Here is a 25,297-nt window from a genome sequence, read left to right on the forward strand (position 1 = left end):
CATTTGGCGCCATTTTTTTTGTTTTAAGGTTTTGTAAATAGTCAATGTTATCCTGATATTTTTGCCAAATGCGCTTCCAGCAACTCAATTCCTTTCTCATTCCCCTGCATCGCAGCAAAATCCAACGCATGTTGTCCTCTATTATCCATTAAATTGGCATCAGCACCGCTAGCCAGTAGTAATTGCAAAACGTCATTTCTACCAAACATAGCTGCAAACATTAATGCCGTTCCTCCGTTTCCATGTTTCAAATCTAAGTCTGCCCCATGTTTAATCAATAATTCGGCAATGCCAATATAACCCTTAAATGCCGAACCCATTAAAGCAGTATTGCCGCCGAAATCAGCAGCATCGATATTGGCACCATGCTCAATCAATAATTTGGCTGCTTCCGGTTGATTATTATAACAAGTGATGATCAGAGGCGTATATCCCTTTTCATCTTGAAAATTTAAGTCTGCATTGCGGTGAATCAATTCATTTAAAACTTCAATTTCTCCTTTTCTTGCAGCTGGTATAATGAGTAAGTTTATGTCGTTCATGTTCATACAACCTTGCTATGATTCAAAAGTTTTAAAACTTCAATTTCTCCTTTTCTTGCAGCTGGTATAATGAGTAAGTTTATGTCGTTCATGTCCGTACAACCTTGCTATGATTCAAAAGTTTTAAAAGCTATTTTCCGTACACAAGTATCTTCAATTCTTTTCCTTCTGAGCTCTGCTGCAGTGTATTACTCAAAGCCGAAAAGCACTTTTCATAGTCAACACGTTCATTAAACATCCGGTGCCCCCTAAGTTTTAATAAGACTTTAAGAAAGGTGATTGCAATTGTAGCATCAGGATGTGCTGAGAAAAACTCCAGGTATTTTTTGTTTCTGATCGTCGCGTTCATATCATCCAAATCAATGTTTAAATGTCCAGCTCTAACTTGAGCGCTATCAATTTCATCAGCAATGTTAATGGTGGTGTTATTTTCAAAAATCAACATTCGATAAGATTTCGGCAGGAAAGCATATATCTTTTTGGCTTCTTCATAAGTTTTAGTCGAATCTGGGCCTAGAAAAATAGCGATTTGCTTATTTTCCATTTCACATGGTTTTTTAAATGCAAACGCGAAATCCTTTCCATTTATTGGTTGAAAATATTGCTTTTTTGAGTTTAGATCATAAATGAAAACATACTTATTGTTCGCGGTAAATTCAATATGGCCGGTTAATTCTAGGCTATCGGTTTGAGCAAATGCGTTAAATGCTGCCAGGAAGCCGATCATCAATAGAATTCTTTTCATAAAGAGTATTGTTAAGTTTAGATACCTAATGTAAAGTATTTAATTCACTATATATACCCAGCGCTGATTGGCTTTTTCTTCCTCTTTAAATCGCTTCTGATCAATTTATTTCAATTTAATATTCTGTTAATCAACTGTTTGATGTTAAAATTGATTTTAAAAAATCCGGGGTTCATCACTTTTGCGTACATCATGTCATAACAGAAACAAAAACCATGAAAAAATTATTTTTATCGGCAGTGGCTATAGTAGCTATCGCAATTGCATCAAACACATCAGTTCAGGCTCAGGAAAAAACCAAAATGGTTGGCGGTGCTGCAATGTATCCATCGAAAGACATTGTAGACAATGCAGTGAACTCAAAAGACCATACTACATTGGTTGCAGCAGTTAAAGCAGCTGGTTTAGTAGAAACATTAAAAGGAGCGGGCCCTTTCACCGTGTTTGCACCAACAAACAGTGCTTTTGCTAAATTACCAGCAGGTACAGTTGAAACATTGGTTAAACCAGAAAATAAAGCAACGTTAACCAAAATCTTAACCTATCATGTGGTATCAGGAAAGCTAGATAGCAAAGCAATTGCAAAAGCAATTAAAGCTGGTAAAGGAAAAGCTGAACTAACTACAGTTGAAGGTGGTAAACTTTGGGCTTGGATGGAAGGCAAAAAATTAATGTTGAAAGACGAAAAAGGTGGTATGAGTACCGTTACAATCGCTGACGTGTATCAAAAAAATGGTGTTATCCATGTAATCGATACCGTTTTAATGCCAAAATAATCATCCCTATAGTAATGTTAAACCGCATCGAAATGTTTCGATGCGGTTTTTTTATTTATTGCATAATGCTAAAATTCCATTTTATAGGCGATCACTGAATTGGCATTAAAAGTTGGGACATAAAGCATTTTGTTTTTCGGATCGTAGCCGATATCTGCAGTGTTCATTTTACCTCTCACATCCAAAAGCTTTTGCTTACTGCCATCTTTTTTGATGTGGTAAATAATTCCTTCCCAGCAGGTAACAATAAAATTGCCCCTTCCATCAGGTTCGAGGCCATCGCCAGAAGCTTCCAAATCTTCAGCAATTTGAGTTGCAACTTTATGCTTGTTAAACTTTAATAATTTTGTGCCTGACAACACATGAAGTTCGTTATTAATAAATTTTAAACCGTTAGCAGCTGTTACATTTTCCAAATAGATTTCGCTTTTGTTGTTAATTATCCGATGAATTTTATTTGTTCTCGTATCTGAAACATAAATTATTCCAAGTCTATCTATCGCAATATCATTCAGGAAAACAGCTTCCGGAACTCTTATTGTTGCGGTGATTTTAGCAGTGGCAGTATCAATCTCATGTACCACATCAAGGTCGGCTACATAAAGCTTTCCACTGTAAATCGCCATTCCTTTTGGTGCATTTAAACCCGTAATCCAGGTTAAATTTTTAGTGCTTCCGTCTCGATTTAAAATGGCGATACCGCCTTTGGTGTCTTTCTTATTCGCCGCACCATCAATCAGTGACACATACATTTGTTGTTTTTGAGGGATATAAACAACCGATTCCGGTACGGCAAGCTGATCTTTAGACTTCCATATCTCTTTCAGACTGGTGCTTTGAGCATTTAAAGATAATGCTGTAAAAAGCAATGTCGTGGACAAAATGTATTTCATGTTTTAAATTTGGAGGATGATTAGCAAAATATAAAATTTAACATCCCGATACAAACTTTTATGGAAATCACCCTTTGAGGTATTGCATCCTACCGTGATGTGTGGCAATTTTAGTGAAAATAAAAGAGGGTTATGTTGTACAAAATATTATTGCTTGTTTTGATGCTTTCATCTTACGGTGAAACAGATGCACAAAACAAAAAAGTGGTTAAAAAAGCAATTGTGGTAAAGCAAGTTTCGCCATTATTTGTAGGCAATTATGAAGGAATCAATAATGCTAAAGCCATTTCAATTAATTTGAAAGCCGATGGAGTTAAGGTTTCAGGATCATTAATCCTGAATGGAGAATCAGCCAAAATTTCGGGCATTGCTTCAAAAAATATTGCCAGTGGGAAAATTATCGAAGATATTAGTGGTAAAGTCTATGCTTTTTATGGAGAACGAAAATCAAACAAATTATTCTTTTCGATTACTTTTCCAGAATATAATAACCAGGTGGTTAAAATGGAGCTCACTAAAATTATTGCGCTAAACACTGCCAATTTAACTAAGCAAAGAGATTCGAGATTATTGGGCACCTGGCGCAATACCGAAGTTATCAGCAGTGGGAGTGGAGAGTTTTATTCATCTTTTTCTACCGATTATTTTCTTACGCTCAATGCGGATGGAAGCGCCTTTGCTTGGTCTGGAAAAAGCGCTGGCGGAACCAAAGATGTTATAGTTGATGCCAATGGAAATGGTAAAGCCCAAAAGATGGAGTGGTACACGCAAGGTAAAAGTCTATTTTTTGTTGATCCTTTAAGTAGAAAGCAATCATCGGTAAGCTTTTATGCAGCGCCAGCCAGAATGATGTTATCTACCAGCAATAGCAAAAAGGTTTACCATCGAATGAAGTAATTTACTCTACTTCTGCATTAACTTTCTCTTTTGCTAGTTCAAGATCGTCTTGTGTGGCTTGCGGTTTTTCATTTTGGCTTTCTGCCTTCGGGTTATGTTGCAATTCCACGCACATAGGGAAGTGATCGGAGCCACAATTTTCCAAGCGTTTGATAGCGTTAAGCGTAAAATCTGTTGAGCAGAAGATGTGATCTAATGGAAAACGCAAGAAAAAATAATTGGCATTAAAGGAGTTGAAAAATCCTCTGCCACGTCTTGGGTCAAGCAATCCGCTAATTTTACCGAATAATTCAGTGGTATAACTCCAGGCCACATCATTCAAATCGCCCATCACAATAACTGGGTATTTATCAACTTTTGCTTTGTTTGCCACCAACAAAATCTCTTTGTCCCGCTCTGTAGATCGAGGATTTTCTTGCGGTACTGGTGGCTCTGGATGTAAACAAAACAATTTAATCAACTGTCCTGATGGTAATTTCACCAGAGTTTCAATAGAGGGGATATCACTTTTGACGAGGTAATTTACCTGACCATCAATTAATTCATATTTAGAGTATAACAGCATTCCGTAGGTATTTTCCAGCGGAATTTTAACTTGATGTGGATAATCGTTGCTTAGGAAATCCATTTCCTGCTGCCACCATAAATCGGTTTCTACCAATAGAACCACATCCGGCTTGCACTCGGAGATGATCGTAAGATATTCATTCGCTTTTCTATTCTCCTGAAAAACGTTTCCGATGAATAATTTTAGGGTAGAAGAAGTTTCCTTGTTTTTAGCATCAATAATCTGTTTTTTACCAAAAATGGTGAAGGGAATAATCAGATATAATAAATAAAAAAGGTTAAGCAATAAAGCAACTATAATAACGAGATCAACTGTGGTTTTTGGAAAATCAAATAAAAATATAATCCCAACCAGCACCAGGTTTAATGCCAGCTTTTGCAACCTTGGGTATTCAAACACCCTGAAAATCCAGAAGTCGTGACGGATGAATGGAATGAGTGTTGAAATGATAATCAACAAACTAAAAGAAAATAGAACTGAATGCATCAAATAGGAAAGTTCGGCAGGCGACCGAGCGCTTTAAGTTTAGTTTACAATTTTTAGAACGTATTTAACACCTCTTTGTTTGTTTTGAACACGTGAAATAGTTGATTCAACCTTGAATTTTTAATCTGTCTGAATGTTCGACGGAAAAATAACGAAAGTTTGCAGATGCCAACTTCAATTGTAAATTCCTCAAGGGCATCTGTTTAATGTAAAATATGGCTAAAATTCTTTAAATTTAATTCATATTGGTTGTGCTTTCAGGATTTCTTAACATTTAATTAGCATAATTTGTAGCTTTGACAAAATGTCCCTTGAAAATCTGAACGATAGCGACGAATTAAGATACCTCGAACACTTAAAAAGTGGTCGCAGGGAGGGTTTTGATTTCATTTATTCCACTTATAGCCGGCTGCTATTGCCAAAACTGCAGCGCATGGTTAAGAATAATGAAGTTGCTGATGAGCTTTTGCAGGATATTTTTCTAAAAGTTTGGATAAACAGGAATGATATCGACTTATCTAAATCTTTTAAAGGCTGGATTTTTACCATTGCGCAAAATACGGTTTATGGCTACTATCGAAAATTAGCTTTAGACATTAAAATGCAGAAATACCTGATCGAAACCTTTGCAGAATTCTACAATCAAACCGAAGATTATATTTTTAACAAAGAACGTTACGCTTTATTAAACTCTGCGATAGATAAGTTACCAGCTCAACGCAAGGAAATTTTTAAACTTTGTAGGTTAGAAGGTAAAAGTTATCAGGAAGCTGCCGAAATTCTAGCAATAAGTCCTTCAACTGTGAGTAATCAACTGGTAAATGCAACGAAATACGTAAAACGCTATGTTTTTTTTCATTCTCAGGAGTTTATTATGCTCTGTATTCTGGCTTATTTAAAAAAATAACAAAAAAAATCAAAGTGCGATAGTGTGTTTGTCCATCTCGTGCATAATATATAATGACAACGATGGAGAAAAACTCAACAAAACCGGAACTATTCGAAAAATTTATTGCTAATGAGAGCAATGCTGCGGAGCTTAACCAGCTTTTTCAGTATTTCGAAGTTGCTGATGAATTGGAGTTGAAAAACTTAATTGCCGCTGAAATTGAAGCCGAAGACTTTGATGCACTTGGAAATCAGCAGCGTCTGGATGCGGTTCATGCCAAACTTACTGAACATCTTTTTGAGAAGAAGAAAAGTAAAGTTTTAACCTTGGTAAGAACTGGCAGCTTGCTTAAAATTGCTGCAAGTCTCCTCCTCATTTCACTATTTGGCTTACTTGCGTACAGGCTTTTAAATCCGGGTCACCAAATTACTCCAGGAACTACAATTGCCACATTAAGTGTTAATGGTAAAAAGACCAAACTTGGGGTAGGACATGACACAACGATTTATCAGAAAAATGGCATTCAGGTAAGTACAAAAGCCGATGGTACTATTGTTTACATGGCTGTAAATGCTGATTCGGCAACGGCCTCAAGGCTGAACACGCTGGAAACGCCGAAAGGTGGCGAGTACAAAGTTACTTTGGGCGACGGCTCAATTGTAATGCTGAACGCCGGCTCGAAGCTAACTTTTCCAACAGATTTTAGAGGAACTGAAAGAAAGGTTTTTGTAGAAGGTGAGGCCTTTTTCAAAGTGGCTAAAAATGCCGCAAAACCATTTATTGTTGCCATTGCTGGCAGTGAAATTAAGGTTTTAGGAACCCAGTTTAACGTGAGCAGTTACCCCGAAGATCGGGAAACAACCGCAACATTGTTAGAGGGAAGCATTCAGTTTTCAAATGCGGGTCGCGAGGTTATTTTAAAGCCAAACCAACAGGTTTCTGCAGGCTACAGCAAATTAGAGGTGAGAAATGTTTCGGCCGATGATTTTGCAGCATGGACCAAAGGTGAATTTTTGTTTAACGATGTTCCGCTGAATGTGGTGATGCAAAAACTTGGGCGCTGGTACAAAGTTGAAGTCGATTTAGCCGCGATGCCGCAGAAAAACCTCTACATCAAAATATCCCGCAAGGCGGATATTGATGAGGTTTTAGAAAACATTTCAAAAGCCACCGGTTACCAATTCGAGATCGAATCGAATAAGATTGTTTTAGAGAAGTAAGATACCCGTCGTCGTCAGTTAACAACCAACCAAACTAAATTTTATGACAAACCACTACTTTCGCTTCGTCCGATCGGGATGCGGCTATTTATTAAACTGGTCGGCATTTCTATGCATAGCGATGCTAGTTTCGCTAAATGTATCGGCGCAAACCAACCAGTACAATTTTGTTAAAGCACCGCTGAATACCGTTATTTCGGAAATTTCGACTAAAACCTCGTATGAATTTGTATATGATGCGGAACTGGTGAAAAAAGCTAAGCCCATCAGTTTAAGCCTTAGTACCACCAGTATCAGAATATTAATGGATGCGGTGGTTAAGGGACAAGATTTTGCTTACGAGATTAACAACAACAAAACCATTGTACTAAAAGCGGTTGCTCAAAATCCGGAAGAATACATTGTTCATGGAATGGTTACCGATAGTATTGGTGGGCCGCTTCCGGGAGCTTCAGTAAAAATTAAGGGTGCCAATAAATATACCACCACAGATGGTAACGGCCATTTTAATATTGGTTTATCCAATAATTATAATAACATAGATGTAAACTACATCGGTTATTTGTCAGAAACAAAAAAGATCGAGAGAAGTGCCGCTCAAAATGTTGTTACCATTAAACTGAAAAGTAACGCTTCCTTATTAGCAGATGTTGTAGTAAATGGCTATCAATCTTTACCGAAAGAAAGACAAACAGGTTCCTTTGCAGTTGTTGACAGTGCGACCTTAAATAGGCAAATTAATCCCGATTTATTAGCAGCCCTAGAGGGTAAAGTTGCTGGACTAATGTATACCAAAAATCCTAATGGGTTAAATGCAGATCAACCAGTATTACGCGGGGTTGGTACTTACTCTGCTAACGTAGGTACAAGTCCTTTAATTGTGGTAGATGGTTTACCTTCAGAACTCACTCTCGATCAAATTAATCCATATGATGTAGAATCAATTACGGTATTGAAGGATGGTGCGGCAGCATCAATATACGGTTCAAGATCTGGTAATGGGGTTATTGTAATTGCTACCAAAGGTGGAAAAGCAAAGGGTGTAAACATAACTCTAAATGCTGATTTGTTTATTACGGGAAAACCTGATATAGATAAAATGCATTATGCATCGACAAGTGATTTGATAGATTATGAAACTGCGGTATATAATACGGAAAGAGCTCGTTTTACCACTACAGAATCCATGTTTAGTGGTTATGGAAACGTTAATAATGGCACAATAAAGTATTATTCACCACTTTACGAACTATACCGTCAACAAGCTACCGGAGCTATCAACACCACTCAGTTAAATAGTACTATTAATCAGTTGAAGCAGAATGATTACATTAAAGATTATGTTGATAACGTTTGGCAAAATGAAGTAAGACAGCGTTACAACTTGTCTTTCAACTCTGGCAACGGAAAAAGCAGCAACTATCTGTCATTAAACTATGATGCATCAGATGAGCGTATGAAGTATAATAATTCTGAAAATTTTAATATCTATAACAAATCTACCTTTAACCTAAAAAAATGGTTAACCGCAACAATTGGGATAAATGCTTCATATAATACAAGTAGCTCAAGCAATTTTGACTACACAAACTATTTGATACAGCCGAGATATGCACAAATCACTGATGCAAACGGCAACTTGGTTTATTCTGATTATGTGAATTTGAGCGATGGCTTTAGCTCTTCCGGTGCGGTAAATGCAGCGGTAATCTCTACATTAAAGAATAATAACAATTTTAAATCATTTGGTTTCAATCTTCTCGAATCAATGCAAGAAGGTTTAACTAAAAATAAGGCAATTAATTTAAGAACGTTTGCAAACGTAAAGGCAAATATCTATAAGGGCTTAAGCTATAGCATGCAGTTTCAGTATGAAAACAGAAATGCCGATAGTGAATCTTTTCATGATAAGAATAGTTATAGAATGCGTTATGCCTATAATTATTTAACAAGTTACAATGCCACAACAGGCATTTATACCCGCAATCTACCCGATGGTGGCAGATATTATCAAATCAATAGGAAAAGTAACAGTTATACATTTAGAAATCAATTAAGCTATGACAATAGTTTTGGCAAAAATCAAGAACATAATATAGCTGCAATTGCTGGGGTAGAGATGAGGCAAACGCTTACACCAAGAACTTTGGAAACCGTAAGGTATGGTTATGATCCGGTTACTTTAAGTTCGACAACTCTAAATACGGCTGCTTTAAGTACTGCAGGTGTAGCCAGTTATATTGGGGGCACGCGTACATTGAGTGCTTTGGCAACTAAACAAGAGCAAGTTAAACATAGATACTTATCTGCTTATAGCAATATGAGCTATACTTTTCAGGGGAAATACAACTTAACCGGAAGTATTCGTGTAGATCAAGCTGACTTATTTGGTGTAGATCCTCAATACAAAAATCGTCCGTTATGGTCAGTTGGTTTAGGCTGGAATGCCAACCGCGAGGATTTTTTGAAAAATGTAGAATGGTTAAACATGCTTAAGTTAAGAGCTACCTATGGAATAAATGGTAATGTTGATCAAAACTCATCACCATATTTAACCGCAACATTAAGAAATGATGTTTTATTTCCATCGCTTCAATATACTAACATATCAGCACTACCTAATCCTAAGTTACGTTGGGAGAAAGTTGCCTCAACTAACTTCGGTATCGATTTTTCGACTTTAAGCAACAGATTAAGGGGTAGTATAGATTTATACAACAAATATAGTAGCGATTTACTCGTAAGTACAGAATTAGACCCAACTGTGGGAGCAATATCTAGGGTGCTAAATAATGGTGCTTTGAGAAACCGAGGAATTGAATTAAACCTTACCGGAGATTGGTATAAAGCCAATGATTTAGCGTTTAGCTCGCAATTCGTAATTGGCTTTAACAAAAACAAAGTAATGGAAGTCAACACTGCCGCTCAAAATGCTTATTCATATATAGGTGCGCCAACTAATTACTTTTTTATCAACCAACAGTATAATTCTTTATACGCTTACCGCTATGGCGGTATGACTAACGGTTACCCATACTTTTTAGATGAAAACGGAAATTCTAACGTTACCTTCAATGCTGCAGGAGTACCCACAGCAGTAAAAGATATCACAAATACAAGCGCTATTGTAAACATGGGATCTTTAACTCCATTATATTCAGGATCATTTAGCCAAAGAGTTAGCTATAAAAGCTTTGAATTAAGCGCAATGTTGGTTTTCTCGGGTGGTAATAAATTAAGAAAAGACGTAACCGATTTATCATCGAATACTGTTTACGATCAGGATATTACTCAAAGATGGACAGCTAATACGATTAGCGAATTACCACGTTTATATGTCGATTATGCCAACTCAGCATTAAATTATGCTTCCACATTGAGTTCATTATGGAAATATTCCGACGTTCAGATATTAGATGCTTCATACATTAAGTTGCGTAACATCATACTATCTTACAATTTACCTCAGCAAGTTAGCCGTTTAATTCACGTCAGTAATGTTCGTTTATCAGGTCAGGTTAACAACTTATGGTATTGGAGTGCGGCTGGCGACGATATTGATCCCGAAACCTATTCTGCAAATTCAGGCACCAGATCATTGCAAATACCTAAAACATTCATTTTTGGTCTTAACGTAACTTTTTAATTAAAAGATGAAAAAATATACTTACATCATAGTAATCTTATTAGTAGTTCTAGTATCAGGTTGCAAAAAATATACTGATATCATTCCGACAGGTTCCATAGTTGTAGAAACTGCTGAAGATTATTATAAACTGGTTTCGCTACCTAATAGAGCCTATCCAATTAATAACTTTCAATACCTGGTTGATGATCAATGGATTCGTGAATCTTATGTGATTGGCCAGAAAAAAAGTATTGACATTATTAATTTTACCTTTGATGATAGTGATGCCCGTACTAATTTGTTATCAGGGTCATCCTTCTATAATCAAACCTACTCTTACATTAATAGATGGAACACAATTATATCACTTGTAGATGGAAGTAAAGGTGAAGATAATATCAAGCAGTTAGCTAAAGCTGAAGCTAAAATTTACAGGGCCTTTGATCATTTTATGTTAGTGAATGTTTATGCGAAAGCATATGATCCGGCTACTGCTGCTACCGATGGTGGAATTTGCATTATGGATAAATATGATCTTGAAGCAAAACCAATAAAGTCTACAGTTGCTCAGGTATATGATTTTATTCAAAAAGACATCGAAGATGCACTTCCTTATCTTCAAAAAGTAACTGTTGATCCATATCATCCTTCTTTAGCATTTGCTTATGGTTTAAAAGCTAAAATTCATTTATTCAAACATGAGTTTTCTCTGGCTAAAGAAGCTGCCCAGAAATCATTAAGTTATAATAATACTATATATGATCTAGTAGCATATAGCAAATTGGGTGGGCCCAGTATGCTTCCGGTTTTAGCAGGAGAAAATCAAGAGGTGTTGAGCTTTATGTATATGACGGGATATACAGAAATGAGCTTTGCATATACATGTATTCTTAGTCCAGAGCTGGTTAAGCTTTTTGGAACAAATGACGCAAGATTTAATCTGTTTATGAATACCTCAAGCACCAGTTTACTTGATGCAGGTGCTGGAACTGCTTATTTCAGTGTTAATTATACAAAATTCTTTTATCCAACTGTTGGTATGAAAACCACTGAGGTGTACTTAATGTTAGCCGAGTGTTATGCGCGGGAAGGTAGTCTTTCAGAAGCTATAGCTATAATTAATCAATTAAGAGCTAAGCGCATTTTAAGTGGTACAATCGCCCTTCCGATTCCAAAGACTATAAAAGAAACTATGAACATCATTATTGAAGAAAGAAGGAAAGAATTGCTTCTTGGATTTCACCGCTTTTTCGATTTAAAAAGGTTAAACAATGAGGCTGACTATGCTAAGACAGTTACACATACTTTTCCAATTGTAAATAAAACTGTTCCTCAGGTTACATATTCACTGAGCCCTAATTCAAGATTATATATCATTCCATTCCCATCGGGAGCAATGAAACTTAACCCCAATTTAAGATTAAACACCAACGAAACCCTTCCGTTTTAAGATGAATTTTAAACAAATTTTACTTCCGATTTCATTTGCGCTCTCCTTAACAGCATTTGGTCAAAAACCGGTTGCAAAACCCGATAGTACGGTTAAAAAAGCTCCTGTTGAATACAGCAAAATTATCCCTGCCAGTGCTATTGGGCAAGATGGACTTTTCAATGTTCGTCAGGTTGATCAAAAATGGTTTTTTGAAATTCCTGATACTTTGCTCGGTAGATATTTGCTTGCCGTGACCCGATATGTGACCACTCCTCAAGGTTTTGGGAGTTTCGGTGGTGAAAAAGTGAACGAACAAACATTATATTTTCAAAAAGGGAATAGCAATAACTTGTTTCTTAAAGGTGTTGTATATCGCCAGGAAGCTAAAAGCCTCGATGGACCTATCTTCCAAGCGATGATGCAATCGCAGGAAAGCCCGATTGTGGCCAGTTTCGATATAAAAGCTAAGAATCCTGTTACGGGGAATTATGTAATCGATGTAACCGATTTTTTTAAGAAAGACGTGGCCGTGGTTTCTATTTCTGCAGATGAAAAATCAACGAAAAAGTTAAATAGTTTAGCCGACGATCGTTCTTTTATTGAGAAGATATCCTGCTATCCGATTAACACCGAAATTAAAACCACCAAAACATATGCAAGTGCTGGTTTGGGAATCCCCGCTGGAGCCTTAACCGGCGCCGTGACATTGCGTTTAAATACCTCCTTTATCCTTTTGCCTAAAGTGCCGATGCGTAAGCGTATTGCTGATGAGCGGGTTGGATATTTCAATAACAAATACATCCTTTTTGATGATGATTATCAACGTACGCAAACCAAATATTTGGTGCAACGCTATCGCTTAGAACCGAAGCAGGAAGATATTGCAAAGTACAAAAAGGGCATTTTGGTTGAGCCAAAAAAACCTATTGTGTATTATATAGATCCGGCTACGCCAAAAAAATGGCGTCCTTATTTAATCCAGGGGATAAACGATTGGCAAAAAGCATTTGAACAGGCGGGTTTTAAAAATGCCATCATTGGTAAAGAATGGCCTGTTGCAGACACGACGATGAGTTTAGAGGATGCCCGCTTTTCGGTGATCAGATATTACGCATCGGAAACGCCGAATGCCTATGGTCCCCGAATTAGCGACCCCCGCAGTGGTGAAATTATGGAAAGCCATGTGGGTTGGTATCACAATGTGATGAAACTGGTGCACAACTGGTATATGATTCAGGCTGGTCCGCTAGATAAAAGAGCTCAAAAAATGCAGTTTGATGATGAATTGATGGGGCAGTTGATCCGCTTTGTTTCCTCACACGAGCTTGGGCATACGCTTGGATTAAGGCATAACATGGGTGCAAGCAGCCAAACTCCGGTAGAAAAACTTCGTGATAAGCGTTGGGTTGAAAAGAATGGACATACGGTTTCGATCATGGATTATGCCCGCTTCAATTATGTGGCGCAGCCTGAAGACAATATTTCTCCAAAAGGTATTTATGCCCGGATTGGTGCCTACGATAAATGGGCAATAAACTGGGGTTACCGGTATTTTGATGGTCAGAAAGATGAATATGCAGAGGAAAAGTTGTTGGATAAGATGACCACCGATACCCTCACCAATAACCCAAGATTATGGTTCGGAGGTGAAGGTAAAGATGAAGACCCACGTAGCCAATCGGAAGATTTAGGTGACGATGCCATTGTTGCCAGCGACTACGGAATCAAGAATTTGAAGAGGGTAGTGGCAAATCTGAAACAATGGACATACGAGCCTGGAGATCAGTATAATAATCTGGCCGAACTTCACAAGGAAGTTGTTAAGCAATACAGTCGTTATTTGTACCATGTAATGAAAAACATTGGCAATCGCTACGTAACTACCCGAAGTGTAGATGAAAAAGGAGTGGTTTACAGTGAGGTTCCTAAAAAGAAAGTGAAAAGCGTGGTGAGTTATGTTGGTCGCCAGGTTTTTGAGGCACCACTTTGGATGTACCCGGCTGATCTGGCTAAATACATCGATTTAAAGCCGATGGAACAAATTTCCGATCAGCAATCGCAGATGTTAAATATGTTTCTTAGTCCAGGGATGCTCTATAACCTAAGTCAAAAAGCGTTAACCTCTGCTGATCCATATCCCGTAAGCGAATTTCTGGATGATTTAATGGTAACAGTTTGGAAAAAACCTTCACTTGATGTTCAGCAGGATACCTACTTAAGGAATTTACAACGTTCGTATGTAGAAAAAGTAGGTATGGTCATCAACCCAAAAGATGTTGCAGATGGTAAGATGATGAGTGGTGCCCAGCGGAGCGATGTTCGGCTGGAAGCATTGGCGCACATTAAAGCCATCAGAAGAAAGGTAGAAGAAATCATCCCTCAAACAACGGGCATAAATAACCTTCATTTGCAGGATATGCGCATCGAAATCGATAAAATAATTAAAAAGACAACCATAAATCCATAACATGAAAAAATACATTTTAACAGGTTTGCTTTCTATTGCTGCCTTTAGCTTTTCGGCAACTGCCCAGGTAAAAACATCAGCACAAGAAGTAGCTACTCCAGAACTGGCAGAAAAAAGGGAATTACTTAAAAAAGAAGTAATCGCAAATTATTTAGGGATGAAAAATAGCCTTGTGCTTTCTGATGAGAAAAAAACAGCTGCCTATGCCAAAGAATTCTCTAATTCGCTTACGCTTTTTAAGTTTAAAAAACTAACGCTAGAGGAGATGAACACTGCAACAGTTGCCAGAAAAAGCATTAAAGCACTTGCAGATAGCATCACCGTCGCCCCATCTATCAACGAACAGAGAAAGCTAATGGAAAAATTGTCGACTCAATTTTGGGCAAATATCGAAAAGTATAAACCAGCAAACACTGCTCTTTATCAGCAAAGATGCCCTATGATGGGAACAACCTGGGTGAGTGATGAAAAGAAAATCGCAAATCCTTATTACCCTAAAAATATGCTGACTTGTGGAGAGGTGATTGCGGAGAAATAACAGAAAGATTTTAAATAATAGTTAATGATAGACTGCTGCAGAATAACGGATGTTTTCTGCAGCTTTTTAGTTTTCGGATTTCCTCTTCATATTGTTACCAATCGTGGAATTTGTTGTTGCACCTGATTGATAGTTTAAACTATCTTTGTTTTAGAAAGACTATTGCGAATTAAAGATGAACGAGATTGGAAAATTGCTTAGCAAAATAATTGCTGAAGACCGAATCAAAACCAGGTTAATCGATCTGGTTTCATATGCCTCAGATGCCGGATTTTATTACTTGAGACCAAAAGCAGTTGTTCAGCCTATTTCTATAGATGAAGTGGTCGCTTTGTTCGGATTTTCCCATCAGCATAACGTTCCGATTACTTTTCGTGCTGCGGGTACAAGTTTATCAGGTCAGTCGGTTTCTGATGGTATTCTGGTCGATTTAAGCCAATACTGGAATCTGGTTCGGGTAGAAAACAGTGGTGAGCAAGTTCGTGTGTATCCAGGCGTTACAGGCGCTGTCGTCAACTCAGAGTTAAAAAAATACTCTAAAAAAATTGGGCCAGATCCGGCCAGTATTAACTCCGCCATGATGGGTGGAATACTCTCTAACAATGCAAGCGGAATGTGCTGCGGCGTGAGCAAAAATTCTTACCACACCATTAAGTACATCAACTTTGTTTTACCGAATGGTAAGCGATACTCAACGGAGCAGAAGGATGATTATGTTCGTTTTGAAAACGAGTGTAAAGACATCTGCTCAGGAATCCTGACGTTAAAAGAGCAAATCACATCTGATGAGGAAATTTTCAACCTCATTAGAAACAAGTATAAAACTAAAAATACGGTGGGTTATTCGGTAAATGCCTTTATCGATTATGCTCATCCGCTGGATATTCTTGCCCATATTTTGATTGGAGCGGAAGGTACGCTAGGATTTATTGCTGAAGCAGTACTTAATACGGTACCGGATTATCCTTTGAAAACCACAGCTTTACTGTATTTTCCGAATATTTATGCCGCTTGTAATGCAATTGTTCCATTAACGCATTCTGGAGCAGAAGCTGTGGAGCTGATGGATCGGGCATCACTCCGCTCTGTTGAAGATATTAAAGGTGTTCCCGCAATTCTCAAGTCGTTACCAGAGGAGGCTGCAGCACTTTTGGTCGAGTATCAGGATCATACGCAAGCTGCTATTGATTTTAAATTAGCACAATTTCTTGCTGTTGCTGATGCGCTTGAACTTATGCTGGCACCAGAGTTTACTAACGATCCTATTGAGCAGGCATTTTTATGGAAGATCAGGAAAGGGATGTTCCCCTCTGTTGGTTCTGTTAGGGCCAGCGGTACAACCGTAATTCTGGAAGATATTGCTGTGCCTGTAGCTGAATTAGGAAATGCTATTTTAGACCTGCAAGCGCTGTTTAGTAAGTATGAGTATAGCAATGCGATTATTTTCGGCCATGCTAAAGATGGAAATATCCATTTTGTAGTAACGCAGGCATTTGATACTGCAACTGAAATTGACCGTTACAATCGTTTTCTACATGAAGTAGTTACACTGGTAACTGAAAAATATAGAGGCGCCCTTAAGGCAGAACATGGAACGGGAAGGAATATGGCGCCATTTGTTGCAACTGAGTGGGGTGAGGGAATTTACGAAGTAATGAAGGCGTTGAAACAACTTATTGATCCACAGAATCTGCTAAACCCTGGAGTAATCATTAATGAAGATAAACATGCTCATATCAAAAACTTAAAAGATCTACCTAAAGTTGAAGAGGAGGTTGATAAGTGTATGGAATGTGGCTTTTGCGAATACAAATGTCCGAGCAGAAATATTACCTTAACTCCTCGACGACGGATCGTAGTGAGACGTGAGTTACTTAAGCTAAAGCGAAATAACGATAACGCTACTTACAAGGAGCTTCTTAAGGAGTATGAATATGACGGACTGGAAACCTGTGCCGTTGATGGCCTTTGTGCAACGGCTTGTCCGGTTGATATCAATACCGGCTCGTTAGTGAAGCGTTTGAGAAGAGAAAGCCATAGCAAATTTGCTAACGGGTTGGCCTTGATGGTTGCCAAAAATTTTAAGCCGGTAACTTCTATTGTTAAATTCGGCATTGAAGTTGCCTCCGGGATGAATTCTGTATTTGGTGCAAACGCCATGACTAACTTAACCAAGGGCGCCAGAAAGATAATTTCTGGAGTGCCGCTTTGGTCGAACCAAATAAAACCAACCCATTCAAAAGGCAACAGCATACCAAAATCAATTGTTAGTGATGCCCCAACTGTAGTTTATTACCCAACCTGCATCAGCAGGACTATGGGTGGAGCCGTAACGGATCAAAAAAACATCATCGAAACATTTCTTCAAGTTTCCGAAAAACTAAATATCAACTTCCATATTCCTCAAAATATTCAGAACACATGTTGCGGACAAATCTTCTCTTCAAAAGGTTTTAATGATGCATTCAAACATACTGTAAATGATGCTGTTAACAAATTATGGGAGTGGAGTGAGGGTGGTAAGAATCCAATTGTGCTAGACATTACTTCGTGTACTTACACGCTTCAAGAATGTCACCCTTCCTTAACTGAGGATAGCAAGGTTAAATATGATGCTTTAACCATAATTGATAGTGTAGACTATATTTTGGATTATTTATTGCCAAGGGCAAATGTGGTACGTAAGAAAAATAAGATTGCGCTTCACCCGGTCTGTTCCTTGCAAAAAATGGGTTTAGAAGGCAAATTCATAAAGATTGCTCAGCAACTGGCCAATGAAGTGCTGCTACCTGTTCATTCGGGTTGTTGTGGAATGGCCGGCGATCGTGGGTTTCTTTTTCCTGAACTTACAGCTTCTGCTACACTACCTGAGGCAACAGAAGTAAAAAAAGATAACTATGAAGGCTATTATTCATCAGGTAAAACCTGCGAAATAGCAATGTCTGAGGCGGTCGGGAAAAATTATGAATCTATTATCTACCTGTTGGCAGATTGTATTTAACTTTTTCTATTGCTTTAAATACTTTATTATTCATCGGTTTTTTGCTATCTGAAGATAAAATTAAGCGTACTTAATTTCTTATATGGGTAGTAATACCCTTTTTGAAATCATCCTATTCCCTTTAAATTTGTACTGTAGATTAAATCATCGGGACGATTTATCACTAGAGAGGAGCAGCAGATAGTACAACACTATCTGCTTTTTTTTTGCTTTCCTAGCCTAAGCGAGTGTTGTTTAAGTTTCCTGGCAAATTACTCAGATCGATCTCTAAACAATATATTTGACTTATTTACAATTTCAGGTCTATGCTTCAAGTCATTCTACACTTCTTTGAAGTACCGATATTTCATTATGGAAGTATTTCTTTCAAGCAATGTTTCGCTGATTAACGAATGGATGAGCTATCTTTGCAGTACTAACAAAATCATTCATATTCATCTTGATTACTAAAGGCAAACGAGTAATTTCATCTATCACCTATTTTTTTCTTGGAGAATATTTTTCAGATGCGCTGCGCACTACGCTCACAGTTATCATTCCCATTATATTTTTCTTTTATCTTGGAAATAGAGAGGCGGCAACCGGTATTGGCGTAGGAGCATTGCTCATTAGTTTAACCGATTTGCCCGATAATCGGTTTAACAAGTTTAGAACGGCTTTACTAAGTCTTGCGTTTTTCTCATTTACCACTTTTCTGGTTTCACAGGTGTTAGATTATCCTATTTTTAAAGCACTTGTTATAACCTTTCTGGCCTTCGCATTTTCACTTTTAAGTGTTTACGGTCAAAAAATTGGTTTGATAGGTACCATGTCGCTTATTGTATGTGCCTTCGTAATGGGGCTTCATCCGCCACGGCCAATTTATTTTAGTGGCTACATGTTACTTGGAGGAATCTGGTATTATATGATCAGTTTGATTCAAACCTTCATCAGACCGTATCGTTCGTTGAATCACGCTATTTTTGAATGCCTGATGGCTAGTGCCGAATTTTTAAAGGCAAAAGCTAAAAATTATGATCCTAGTATCCCGCTGGATCATCAACAAAAGGAAATCATCAAACTTCATATTCGTGTTAATCAAAAGCACGAACTGATCCGGAATTTGCTTTTGACTGATCGCTATGCAATGGATCCGGGAAATAGCAAGGGACAAATTTTGCTGGCGAGGGCCGGCTTTCTTATTGATTTGTATGAGCAACTTAACGCAGTGCATTTCGATTACGAAAACGTGAGGCAAACCTTAGCGGGAACTGACGTGCTGCCGTTGATTGCCAGTTTGATAGCTGAACTTGCAGAAGAAATTGAAGCGCTTGAGCAGCACATCCGTTCAAAGAATAATCGACCAAGTTCATCAACAGAGGTGAGCAGGTTTTTAGAAAGTAGAATACTTTTGATCCAAAAAATTCCAGCGCTTACTGAAATTCAAACAGAATTTGTTAAAAATGTCTTAGCAAACGTCGACGAGATCAGCAATATTATAGCTTCCATTCGTAATAAACAAACTTTTATTGCGCATCACAAAGCTGGTCGCGAAAAAATCGCTTTTCCTCGTTTTTTAAGTTCCGACCGTTTTGCCTTGAGCGATCATCTCACTTTAAAATCCCCGATTTTTCGCTTTTCTTTGCGAATGGCGATTTGCTTTCTTTTTGGTTTTATCTTAATCAGTCAATTTCAAGACAGTAAATATAGCTACTGGCTGTTTCTAACGCTGGTAATTGTCGCCCGTCCTAAATTTTCCATCACCTGGAAACGAAATTTTCAAAGACTTAAAGGCAGTTTAGGGGGGATTGTAATTGGTTTGGTTTTGGTTTACATCATTAAAAGTCCGGCAGTTCTATTGTGTATTTCGGAAATTTGTCTGCTTGGTTTTTATGCTTTTAACAGAATCAATTATACCATTAGCGTGCTCTTCATTACGCCTGCAGTTATTCTTACTCTAGGGAGTTATCATGGTCATTTTGATCATATTGTGCATGATAGAATTCTATATACTGCTATCGGTTGTGCCATAGCAATTATGGCTACCTATCTTTTTCCAATCTGGGACAGCAAAAACCTACATCAAAAGATAAAGGAAGCAGCAGATGCCAGTTTGAAGTACTTTATGATCGCCACAACAGAATCTAATCAGGGTGAAAATGCGGCCAGACTAGCACGCAAGAATGCAAACCTTAGCCTGTCAAGCTTGTCCGAGTCAATCGAATCTGCCAGTCAGGAACCTCAGCAGGCGTCAACAGATTTGAAAAACTTCTACGAGTTGCAGGTGATCATTTATAAAGTTAATGCCATGGTTACTTCTATCTTTTTATCAGGAGAAAGAGTAAATCAAGATATTAACAATCAGGTGTTTAATGAGATTTATTTCAATCTGAACTTAAGCTTGGAAAGTTCTACTAATAGACTTGAATCTAATCAACAGTCCATCGGCGAAGCAGCTGGCAATAATGCATTGTATCAAAAATTACTTATCATTTTATCCTTATCTGCTAACCTTAACGAGCGCTACAAAATCAGCTAATTGAATTTTACATCAATATGCATTTTCGCATAAACAGATTCAATACGTATTTGTTATTATTACGTTTTTAAAGGAGTTACAAAATGGATTTAAATCTAAAAAATAAAACAGCTTTTATCAGCGGTTCAACAGCTGGTATTGGTTATGCTATTGCCGAAAGTTTTTTAAAGGAAGGGGTCACTGTAATTATCAACGGAAGATCGAAAGATACTGTTGATACTGCCGTAGAAGATTTGAAAAAGACCACTGGAAGTAACGCGGTAAGTGGAATTGCTGCTGATTTTTCAAAAATAGAGGAGGTGAATGATTTAATCGCTGCTTTGCCACAGGTTGATATTTTAATAAATAACGCTGGGATATTCGAACCAAAATCATTTGAACAAATTAGTGATGAAGATTGGTTACGCTTTTTTGAAGTGAATGTGATGAGCGGAATTCGTTTATCACGTCATATTTTTCCAAAGATGCTGGAAAACAATTGGGGCAGGATCATTTTCATTTCCAGTGAGTCTGCTGTGTTCATTCCTGATGAAATGATTCATTATGGAATGACTAAAACCGCTCAATTGGGTGTGAGCAGAGGTCTAGCTGAGCTAAGCAAAGGCACAAATGTTACCGTGAATTCGATCCTTCCAGGACCGACAAAATCCAAAGGTGTTGGCGGTTTTATTGAAGATTTAGCAAAAAAAGGGAATATCAGTATCGCCGAAGTTGAGGAGGATTTCTTTAAAAACATGCGTCCAACTTCGTTAATCCAGCGGTTTTTGGATGTAAGTGAAATTGCCAATGCAGTAACTTACTACTCTAGTCCATTGGCTTCTGGCACAAACGGGGCGGCAATACGTGTAGAAGGCGGCTTAATCCGGTCAATTTTGTAAATAACACATTATAATATAAGTATGAATACTGAAAAAGCAATATTAGCAGGAGGTTGTTTCTGGGGAGTAGAAGAATTGATCCGCCATCAACCAGGCGTAATTTCAACAGTAGTGGGTTATACTGGTGGCGACGTGCCGAATGCTACATACCGAAACCATGGCACCCACGCCGAAGGAATTGAAATTGTATTTAATCCTGAAGAAATGTCCTATCGGAAATTATTGGAGTATTTTTTTCAAATTCATGATCCGACAACAAAAAACCGTCAAGGGAATGATGTAGGTACATCTTATCGTTCGGCGATTTTTTATCTGAGTGAGGATCAAAAAAATACGGCGATTGAATTGATTCAGGAACTAGAAAATTCGGGCAAATGGCCTGGAAAGTTTGTTACAGAGGTTGTTCCTGCCGGAGATTTCTGGAATGCGGAAGAAGATCATCAGGATTACTTGCAAAAAATTCCTTATGGTTATACCTGCCACTTTGAAAGACCAGATTGGAAACTGGATTAACAAGCAGCGGGCGTATCAAAAACATCAATGTCATCCTGACCTTCTAGAAGGACTTATTAAAATTTCCTGAAGCAATGTTTAAATGAGCTCAAATGACAATATTAGAAAAAAATTATTTTAATCAACAAAGCCTTTCGGGTTCCGAAAGGCTTTGTGCTTCTATGCCTGTGCAGGATTAATCTTTTCAACTTTCTTCTTGTACGACCAGTAAAATACAATCGGATAAACAAAAAGGTTGAAAAGCGTATTGGTAATTAAGCCTCCAATTACAACAATGGCCAAGGGTTTCGATGCTTCAGATCCAATTCCGGTAGATAAAGCAGCGGGCATTAATCCAATCGCCGCCATTAAAGCGGTCATTAAAACTGGTCTGAATCTGCTTGCAATACCATCTCTCATGGCATCGGTAAATGTCCAGGTTTCGTGGTGTTTCAGTTCGGTAATATTGGTTTTGAAACGGGTAATCAGAATTACTCCATTTTGTACACAGATCCCAAACAAGGCAATAAAGCCGATACCTGCAGAAATGTTAAAGTTTACACCTGCAAACAACAAAGCTAAAATTCCACCAATCATGGCAAATGGAACATTGTTTAATACCAGCAAAGCATCTCTGATATTTCCGAAAAGGACAAACAGAATGAAGAAGATTAGCAACAAACTCACTGGAACGGCTTTCGATAATCGGGAAATGGCTCGTTGCTGATTTTCAAAATCTCCAGCCCATTCTAGTTTGTACTCTTTAGGAAGCTTTATTTGGGCATTTACCTTTTGTTGTGCTTCCGCAATTACGCTGCCCATGTCTCGGCCACGGATGGAAAATTTAATAGCGCCGTAACGTTTATGTTTATCGCGGTAAATCATACTTGGTCCGGTGATTTTTCTGATGCTCGATATTTCACCAAGTTGTACATTTGAGCCCGATAAAGTCGGTATCCTTAGTTTGCTGATCGAAGTTTCGTCATTCCTGAAATCTTCCGGATAACGAATAATAAGGTCAAACTTTCGCTCACCTTCATAAATTTGCGTGGCTGCTTTACCGCCAATTGCCATTTCGATAACCGCGTTCGCATCGGCAGTGCTCACCCCATAAAGCGCCATTTTCTTTTGGTCGAGGTTAATTTGTAATTCTGGCTGTCCAAGGTTGCGCAAAATTCCGAGATCTTCAATTCCCTCAACTGTTTTTAAAATCTTTTCAATTTTTTCTTCTTCCTGTTCGATGAATTCGAAGTTTTCACCAAACATTTTTACCACAATAGATCCTTTGACGCCGGAAACGGCTTCTTCCACATTATCAGAAATGGGTTGCGAAAAATTAAGACTAACCCCTGGAAATATTTTGAGCTTTTCCTGCATCCGCTCGATTAGCTGCTCTTTGCTTTGTTTTCTTTTCCATTCTTTCCGTGGATAAATATCGACGTGAAATTCCATGTTGTAAAATCCCGTTGCATCGGTACCATCGTTCGGTCGGCCAGTTTGCGACATGACCTGTTTAACCTCTTCAAAACTCAAAAAAATCTTTCTCATATCATTAGAAAGCTTTTTGGTTTCATCTAAAGAAATACTCAGCGGTCCTGTTGCCCGAACGTAAATAGAACCCTCATCCAAGCTCGGCAGAAATTCGGTTCCTAAAAACTTAAAGCTAAATGCGCCCAGCAGCAACACGATAATAGAGATGGAAAAAACCAGTTTTTTCTTACTGAAACAGGCATCGTAGAATCTTAAAGTGGCTTTAGTCATCCATTCCAAAAAAACATTGTGTTTTTCTTTTACATTTTTCTTCAATAATACACTCGCCATTGCGGGCACCAGTGTAAAAGTTAAAATAAGCGCACCTAAAAGCGCAAAACTCAGTGTCCAGGCGAGTGGAGAAAACATTTTGCCCTCTACTTTTTCAAAAGTGAAAATCGGCAATAAACCGGTAATGATAATCAGTTTGGCAAAAAGGATTCCCTTACCATTTTCCATACAGGCTTTTTTGATGAATCCGAGCTTGCTCATTTTATTAAACCGATCCATGCCCAGCTTCTTCGCCCGCATATCCAGGGTAACAAAAATTCCTTCGACCATTACAACTGCACCATCAATAATGATCCCGAAATCTATCGCCCCCATAGATAACAGATTTGCAGGCATTCCTTTCAGTTTAAGACAGATAAATGCAAATAGAAGCGCTAACGGAATGATGATTGATACGATCAGCGTGGTCCGCCAATCGGCCATAAAGAGGAAAACAATCAGAGTAACAAATAGAATTCCTTCTAGCATGTTTCCCATCACTGTGTGTACAGAATAGTTAACCAGATCTTCACGGTCGTAGAAGGGCTTAATCTTCACATCATCGGGTAGGATGGAACCGTTAATCACATCGATCTTTTCTTTCAAACGGGCAATTACCTCACTCGGATTGCCACCTTTGCGCATCACCACAATGCCTTCAACCACATCCGGATCATAATCTCTACCTACCTGACCTAATCTCGGCAAAGCCGATTCTGCAACCTCGGCAATTGTTTTTACGTAAACCGGAGTTCCATTTACGTTATCCACTACCACGTTTCTAATTTCATCTATATTGTTGAGTACGCCAATTCCACGCACCACGTAGGCCTGCCCGCTTTGAACAATAACATCGCCACCGACGTTGATGTTGCTTTTTGAAACAGCTTCAAAAAGTTCGGTAGCGGTTACGCCATATTGAATTGATTTCTGAGGATCAACTGTGATTTGGTAGGTTTTTACCTCTCCACCAAAACTAACTACATCAGCAATGCCCGATACGGATAGGAGCTCACGCTGGATCACCCAATCCTGCAATGTTTTCAACTCCCGAACCGATTTCTGATCACTGCTTAAAGTGTAGCGAAAAATTTCTCCCGTAGGTCCGTATGGCGGTTGTACTTCAGGCTGAATTCCCTCTGGCAAATCGGCCTCATCCAGGTGGTTGTTTACCTGAACCCTCGCTTCGGCATAATCAACATCATCTTCAAAGCTCACTTTAACTATCGATAATCCAAATAATGATGATGAACGAATGCTGGTTCTTTTCTCGGTTGGATTCATGGCAATTTCCAACGGCCGACTTACGAATTTCTCTACCTCCTCCGCACTTCTGCCTGGCCACTGCGTAATAATAGTGATGTTGGTATTGGTAACATCTGGAAACGCATCTATCGTGGTACTTTTGAAGCTGAAATAACCGGCAAGGACGAGGATGAATGTGGCGAAAAATATAAAATATTTATTTTTCAGCGCAAAGCCGATGATACTTTTAATGAATTTGTTCATGATTAAAGTTTGATGTTG

General features: G+C 38.2%; 17 protein-coding genes. 12 read left to right on the forward strand and 5 right to left on the reverse strand.

The window, feature by feature from the left end:
* Positions 1-47: 47 nt before the first annotated feature.
* Together ASE92_RS10015 and ASE92_RS10020 are read right to left on the reverse strand one after the other, a co-directional pair.
* The gene (locus tag ASE92_RS10015; RefSeq protein ID WP_056850044.1) at positions 48-542 is read right to left on the reverse strand and encodes an ankyrin repeat domain-containing protein; all 495 of its coding nucleotides are present in this window, start codon (positions 540-542) and stop codon (positions 48-50) included.
* Between the two features lie 130 nt (positions 543-672).
* Complete coding sequence (locus ASE92_RS10020; RefSeq protein WP_056849945.1) at positions 673-1,287, reverse strand: hypothetical protein; 615 nt, start codon at positions 1,285-1,287, stop codon at positions 673-675.
* Between the two features lie 215 nt (positions 1,288-1,502).
* Between ASE92_RS10020 and ASE92_RS10025 the strand changes: the two genes are divergently transcribed.
* Positions 1,503-2,063, forward strand: coding sequence for a fasciclin domain-containing protein (locus ASE92_RS10025; protein WP_056849946.1), 561 nt, complete (start codon positions 1,503-1,505; stop codon positions 2,061-2,063).
* Between the two features lie 68 nt (positions 2,064-2,131).
* Here ASE92_RS10025 and ASE92_RS10030 read toward each other — a convergent pair whose 3' ends face one another.
* On the reverse strand, positions 2,132-2,956 hold the full coding sequence (locus ASE92_RS10030; protein ID WP_056849947.1) for an SMP-30/gluconolactonase/LRE family protein: 825 nt from the start codon (positions 2,954-2,956) through the stop codon (positions 2,132-2,134).
* Positions 2,957-3,088: 132 nt separating this feature from the next.
* On the opposite strand from ASE92_RS10030, the gene ASE92_RS10035 reads away from it, so the two are divergent.
* The gene (locus tag ASE92_RS10035; protein ID WP_056849948.1) at positions 3,089-3,853 is read left to right on the forward strand and encodes a hypothetical protein; all 765 of its coding nucleotides are present in this window, start codon (positions 3,089-3,091) and stop codon (positions 3,851-3,853) included.
* A 1-nt stretch (position 3,854) separates the two neighbouring features.
* Here the strand turns inward: ASE92_RS10035 and ASE92_RS10040 are convergent, their stop codons facing one another.
* Positions 3,855-4,907, reverse strand: coding sequence for an endonuclease/exonuclease/phosphatase family protein (locus ASE92_RS10040; RefSeq protein ID WP_056849949.1), 1,053 nt, complete (start codon positions 4,905-4,907; stop codon positions 3,855-3,857).
* 304 nt (positions 4,908-5,211) lie between these two features.
* On the opposite strand from ASE92_RS10040, the gene ASE92_RS10045 reads away from it, so the two are divergent.
* The 10 genes from ASE92_RS10045 (at position 5,212) to msrA (ending at position 21,991) form a co-directional block, all read left to right on the forward strand.
* Positions 5,212-5,814, forward strand: coding sequence for an RNA polymerase sigma factor (locus ASE92_RS10045; protein WP_056849950.1), 603 nt, complete (start codon positions 5,212-5,214; stop codon positions 5,812-5,814).
* 62 nt (positions 5,815-5,876) lie between these two features.
* A complete protein-coding gene (locus ASE92_RS10050) occupies positions 5,877-7,016 on the forward strand; it encodes a FecR family protein (RefSeq protein WP_056849951.1) in 1,140 nt (379 codons plus the stop codon).
* A gap of 43 nt (positions 7,017-7,059) precedes the next feature.
* Positions 7,060-10,662: a SusC/RagA family TonB-linked outer membrane protein gene (locus tag ASE92_RS10055; protein WP_235527332.1), complete on the forward strand. Its 3,603-nt coding sequence runs from the start codon at positions 7,060-7,062 to the stop codon at positions 10,660-10,662.
* Between the two features lie 7 nt (positions 10,663-10,669).
* The gene (locus ASE92_RS10060; RefSeq protein ID WP_056849953.1) at positions 10,670-12,094 is read left to right on the forward strand and encodes a RagB/SusD family nutrient uptake outer membrane protein; all 1,425 of its coding nucleotides are present in this window, start codon (positions 10,670-10,672) and stop codon (positions 12,092-12,094) included.
* 1 nt (position 12,095) lies between these two features.
* On the forward strand, positions 12,096-14,543 hold the full coding sequence (locus ASE92_RS10065) for a zinc-dependent metalloprotease (protein ID WP_056849954.1): 2,448 nt from the start codon (positions 12,096-12,098) through the stop codon (positions 14,541-14,543).
* Position 14,544: 1 nt separating this feature from the next.
* On the forward strand, positions 14,545-15,081 hold the full coding sequence (locus tag ASE92_RS10070; protein ID WP_056849955.1) for a DUF3347 domain-containing protein: 537 nt from the start codon (positions 14,545-14,547) through the stop codon (positions 15,079-15,081).
* Between the two features lie 175 nt (positions 15,082-15,256).
* Complete coding sequence (locus ASE92_RS10075) at positions 15,257-18,082, forward strand: FAD-binding and (Fe-S)-binding domain-containing protein (RefSeq protein WP_056849956.1); 2,826 nt, start codon at positions 15,257-15,259, stop codon at positions 18,080-18,082.
* A 439-nt stretch (positions 18,083-18,521) separates the two neighbouring features.
* The gene (locus tag ASE92_RS10080; protein ID WP_056849957.1) at positions 18,522-20,600 is read left to right on the forward strand and encodes an FUSC family membrane protein; all 2,079 of its coding nucleotides are present in this window, start codon (positions 18,522-18,524) and stop codon (positions 20,598-20,600) included.
* 83 nt (positions 20,601-20,683) lie between these two features.
* A complete protein-coding gene (locus ASE92_RS10085) occupies positions 20,684-21,478 on the forward strand; it encodes an SDR family NAD(P)-dependent oxidoreductase (protein ID WP_056849958.1) in 795 nt (264 codons plus the stop codon).
* A gap of 21 nt (positions 21,479-21,499) precedes the next feature.
* Positions 21,500-21,991 carry a peptide-methionine (S)-S-oxide reductase MsrA gene (gene msrA, locus ASE92_RS10090; protein WP_056849959.1) on the forward strand — a complete coding sequence of 164 codons (492 nt, stop codon included), beginning with the start codon at positions 21,500-21,502 and terminating at the stop codon, positions 21,989-21,991.
* 159 nt (positions 21,992-22,150) lie between these two features.
* Here the strand turns inward: msrA and ASE92_RS10095 are convergent, their stop codons facing one another.
* Complete coding sequence (locus tag ASE92_RS10095) at positions 22,151-25,279, reverse strand: efflux RND transporter permease subunit (protein WP_056849960.1); 3,129 nt, start codon at positions 25,277-25,279, stop codon at positions 22,151-22,153.
* Between the last annotated feature and the right edge of the window lie 18 nt (positions 25,280-25,297).

The sequence above is a fragment of the Pedobacter sp. Leaf41 genome, from assembly GCF_001422545.1.
Taxonomy (GTDB): domain Bacteria; phylum Bacteroidota; class Bacteroidia; order Sphingobacteriales; family Sphingobacteriaceae; genus Pedobacter.

Coding starts and splice junctions, on each gene's coding strand:
- ASE92_RS10015 (WP_056850044.1), bottom strand. CDS start 542: ATGAACGACATAAACTTACTCATTATACCAGCTGCAAGAAAAGGAGAA.
- ASE92_RS10020 (WP_056849945.1), bottom strand. CDS start 1,287: ATGAAAAGAATTCTATTGATGATCGGCTTCCTGGCAGCATTTAACGCA.
- ASE92_RS10025 (WP_056849946.1), top strand. CDS start 1,503: ATGAAAAAATTATTTTTATCGGCAGTGGCTATAGTAGCTATCGCAATT.
- ASE92_RS10030 (WP_056849947.1), bottom strand. CDS start 2,956: ATGAAATACATTTTGTCCACGACATTGCTTTTTACAGCATTATCTTTA.
- ASE92_RS10035 (WP_056849948.1), top strand. CDS start 3,089: ATGTTGTACAAAATATTATTGCTTGTTTTGATGCTTTCATCTTACGGT.
- ASE92_RS10040 (WP_056849949.1), bottom strand. CDS start 4,907: ATGCATTCAGTTCTATTTTCTTTTAGTTTGTTGATTATCATTTCAACA.
- ASE92_RS10045 (WP_056849950.1), top strand. CDS start 5,212: ATGTCCCTTGAAAATCTGAACGATAGCGACGAATTAAGATACCTCGAA.
- ASE92_RS10050 (WP_056849951.1), top strand. CDS start 5,877: ATGGAGAAAAACTCAACAAAACCGGAACTATTCGAAAAATTTATTGCT.
- ASE92_RS10055 (WP_235527332.1), top strand. CDS start 7,060: ATGACAAACCACTACTTTCGCTTCGTCCGATCGGGATGCGGCTATTTA.
- ASE92_RS10060 (WP_056849953.1), top strand. CDS start 10,670: ATGAAAAAATATACTTACATCATAGTAATCTTATTAGTAGTTCTAGTA.
- ASE92_RS10065 (WP_056849954.1), top strand. CDS start 12,096: ATGAATTTTAAACAAATTTTACTTCCGATTTCATTTGCGCTCTCCTTA.
- ASE92_RS10070 (WP_056849955.1), top strand. CDS start 14,545: ATGAAAAAATACATTTTAACAGGTTTGCTTTCTATTGCTGCCTTTAGC.
- ASE92_RS10075 (WP_056849956.1), top strand. CDS start 15,257: ATGAACGAGATTGGAAAATTGCTTAGCAAAATAATTGCTGAAGACCGA.
- ASE92_RS10085 (WP_056849958.1), top strand. CDS start 20,684: ATGGATTTAAATCTAAAAAATAAAACAGCTTTTATCAGCGGTTCAACA.
- msrA (WP_056849959.1), top strand. CDS start 21,500: ATGAATACTGAAAAAGCAATATTAGCAGGAGGTTGTTTCTGGGGAGTA.
- ASE92_RS10095 (WP_056849960.1), bottom strand. CDS start 25,279: ATGAACAAATTCATTAAAAGTATCATCGGCTTTGCGCTGAAAAATAAA.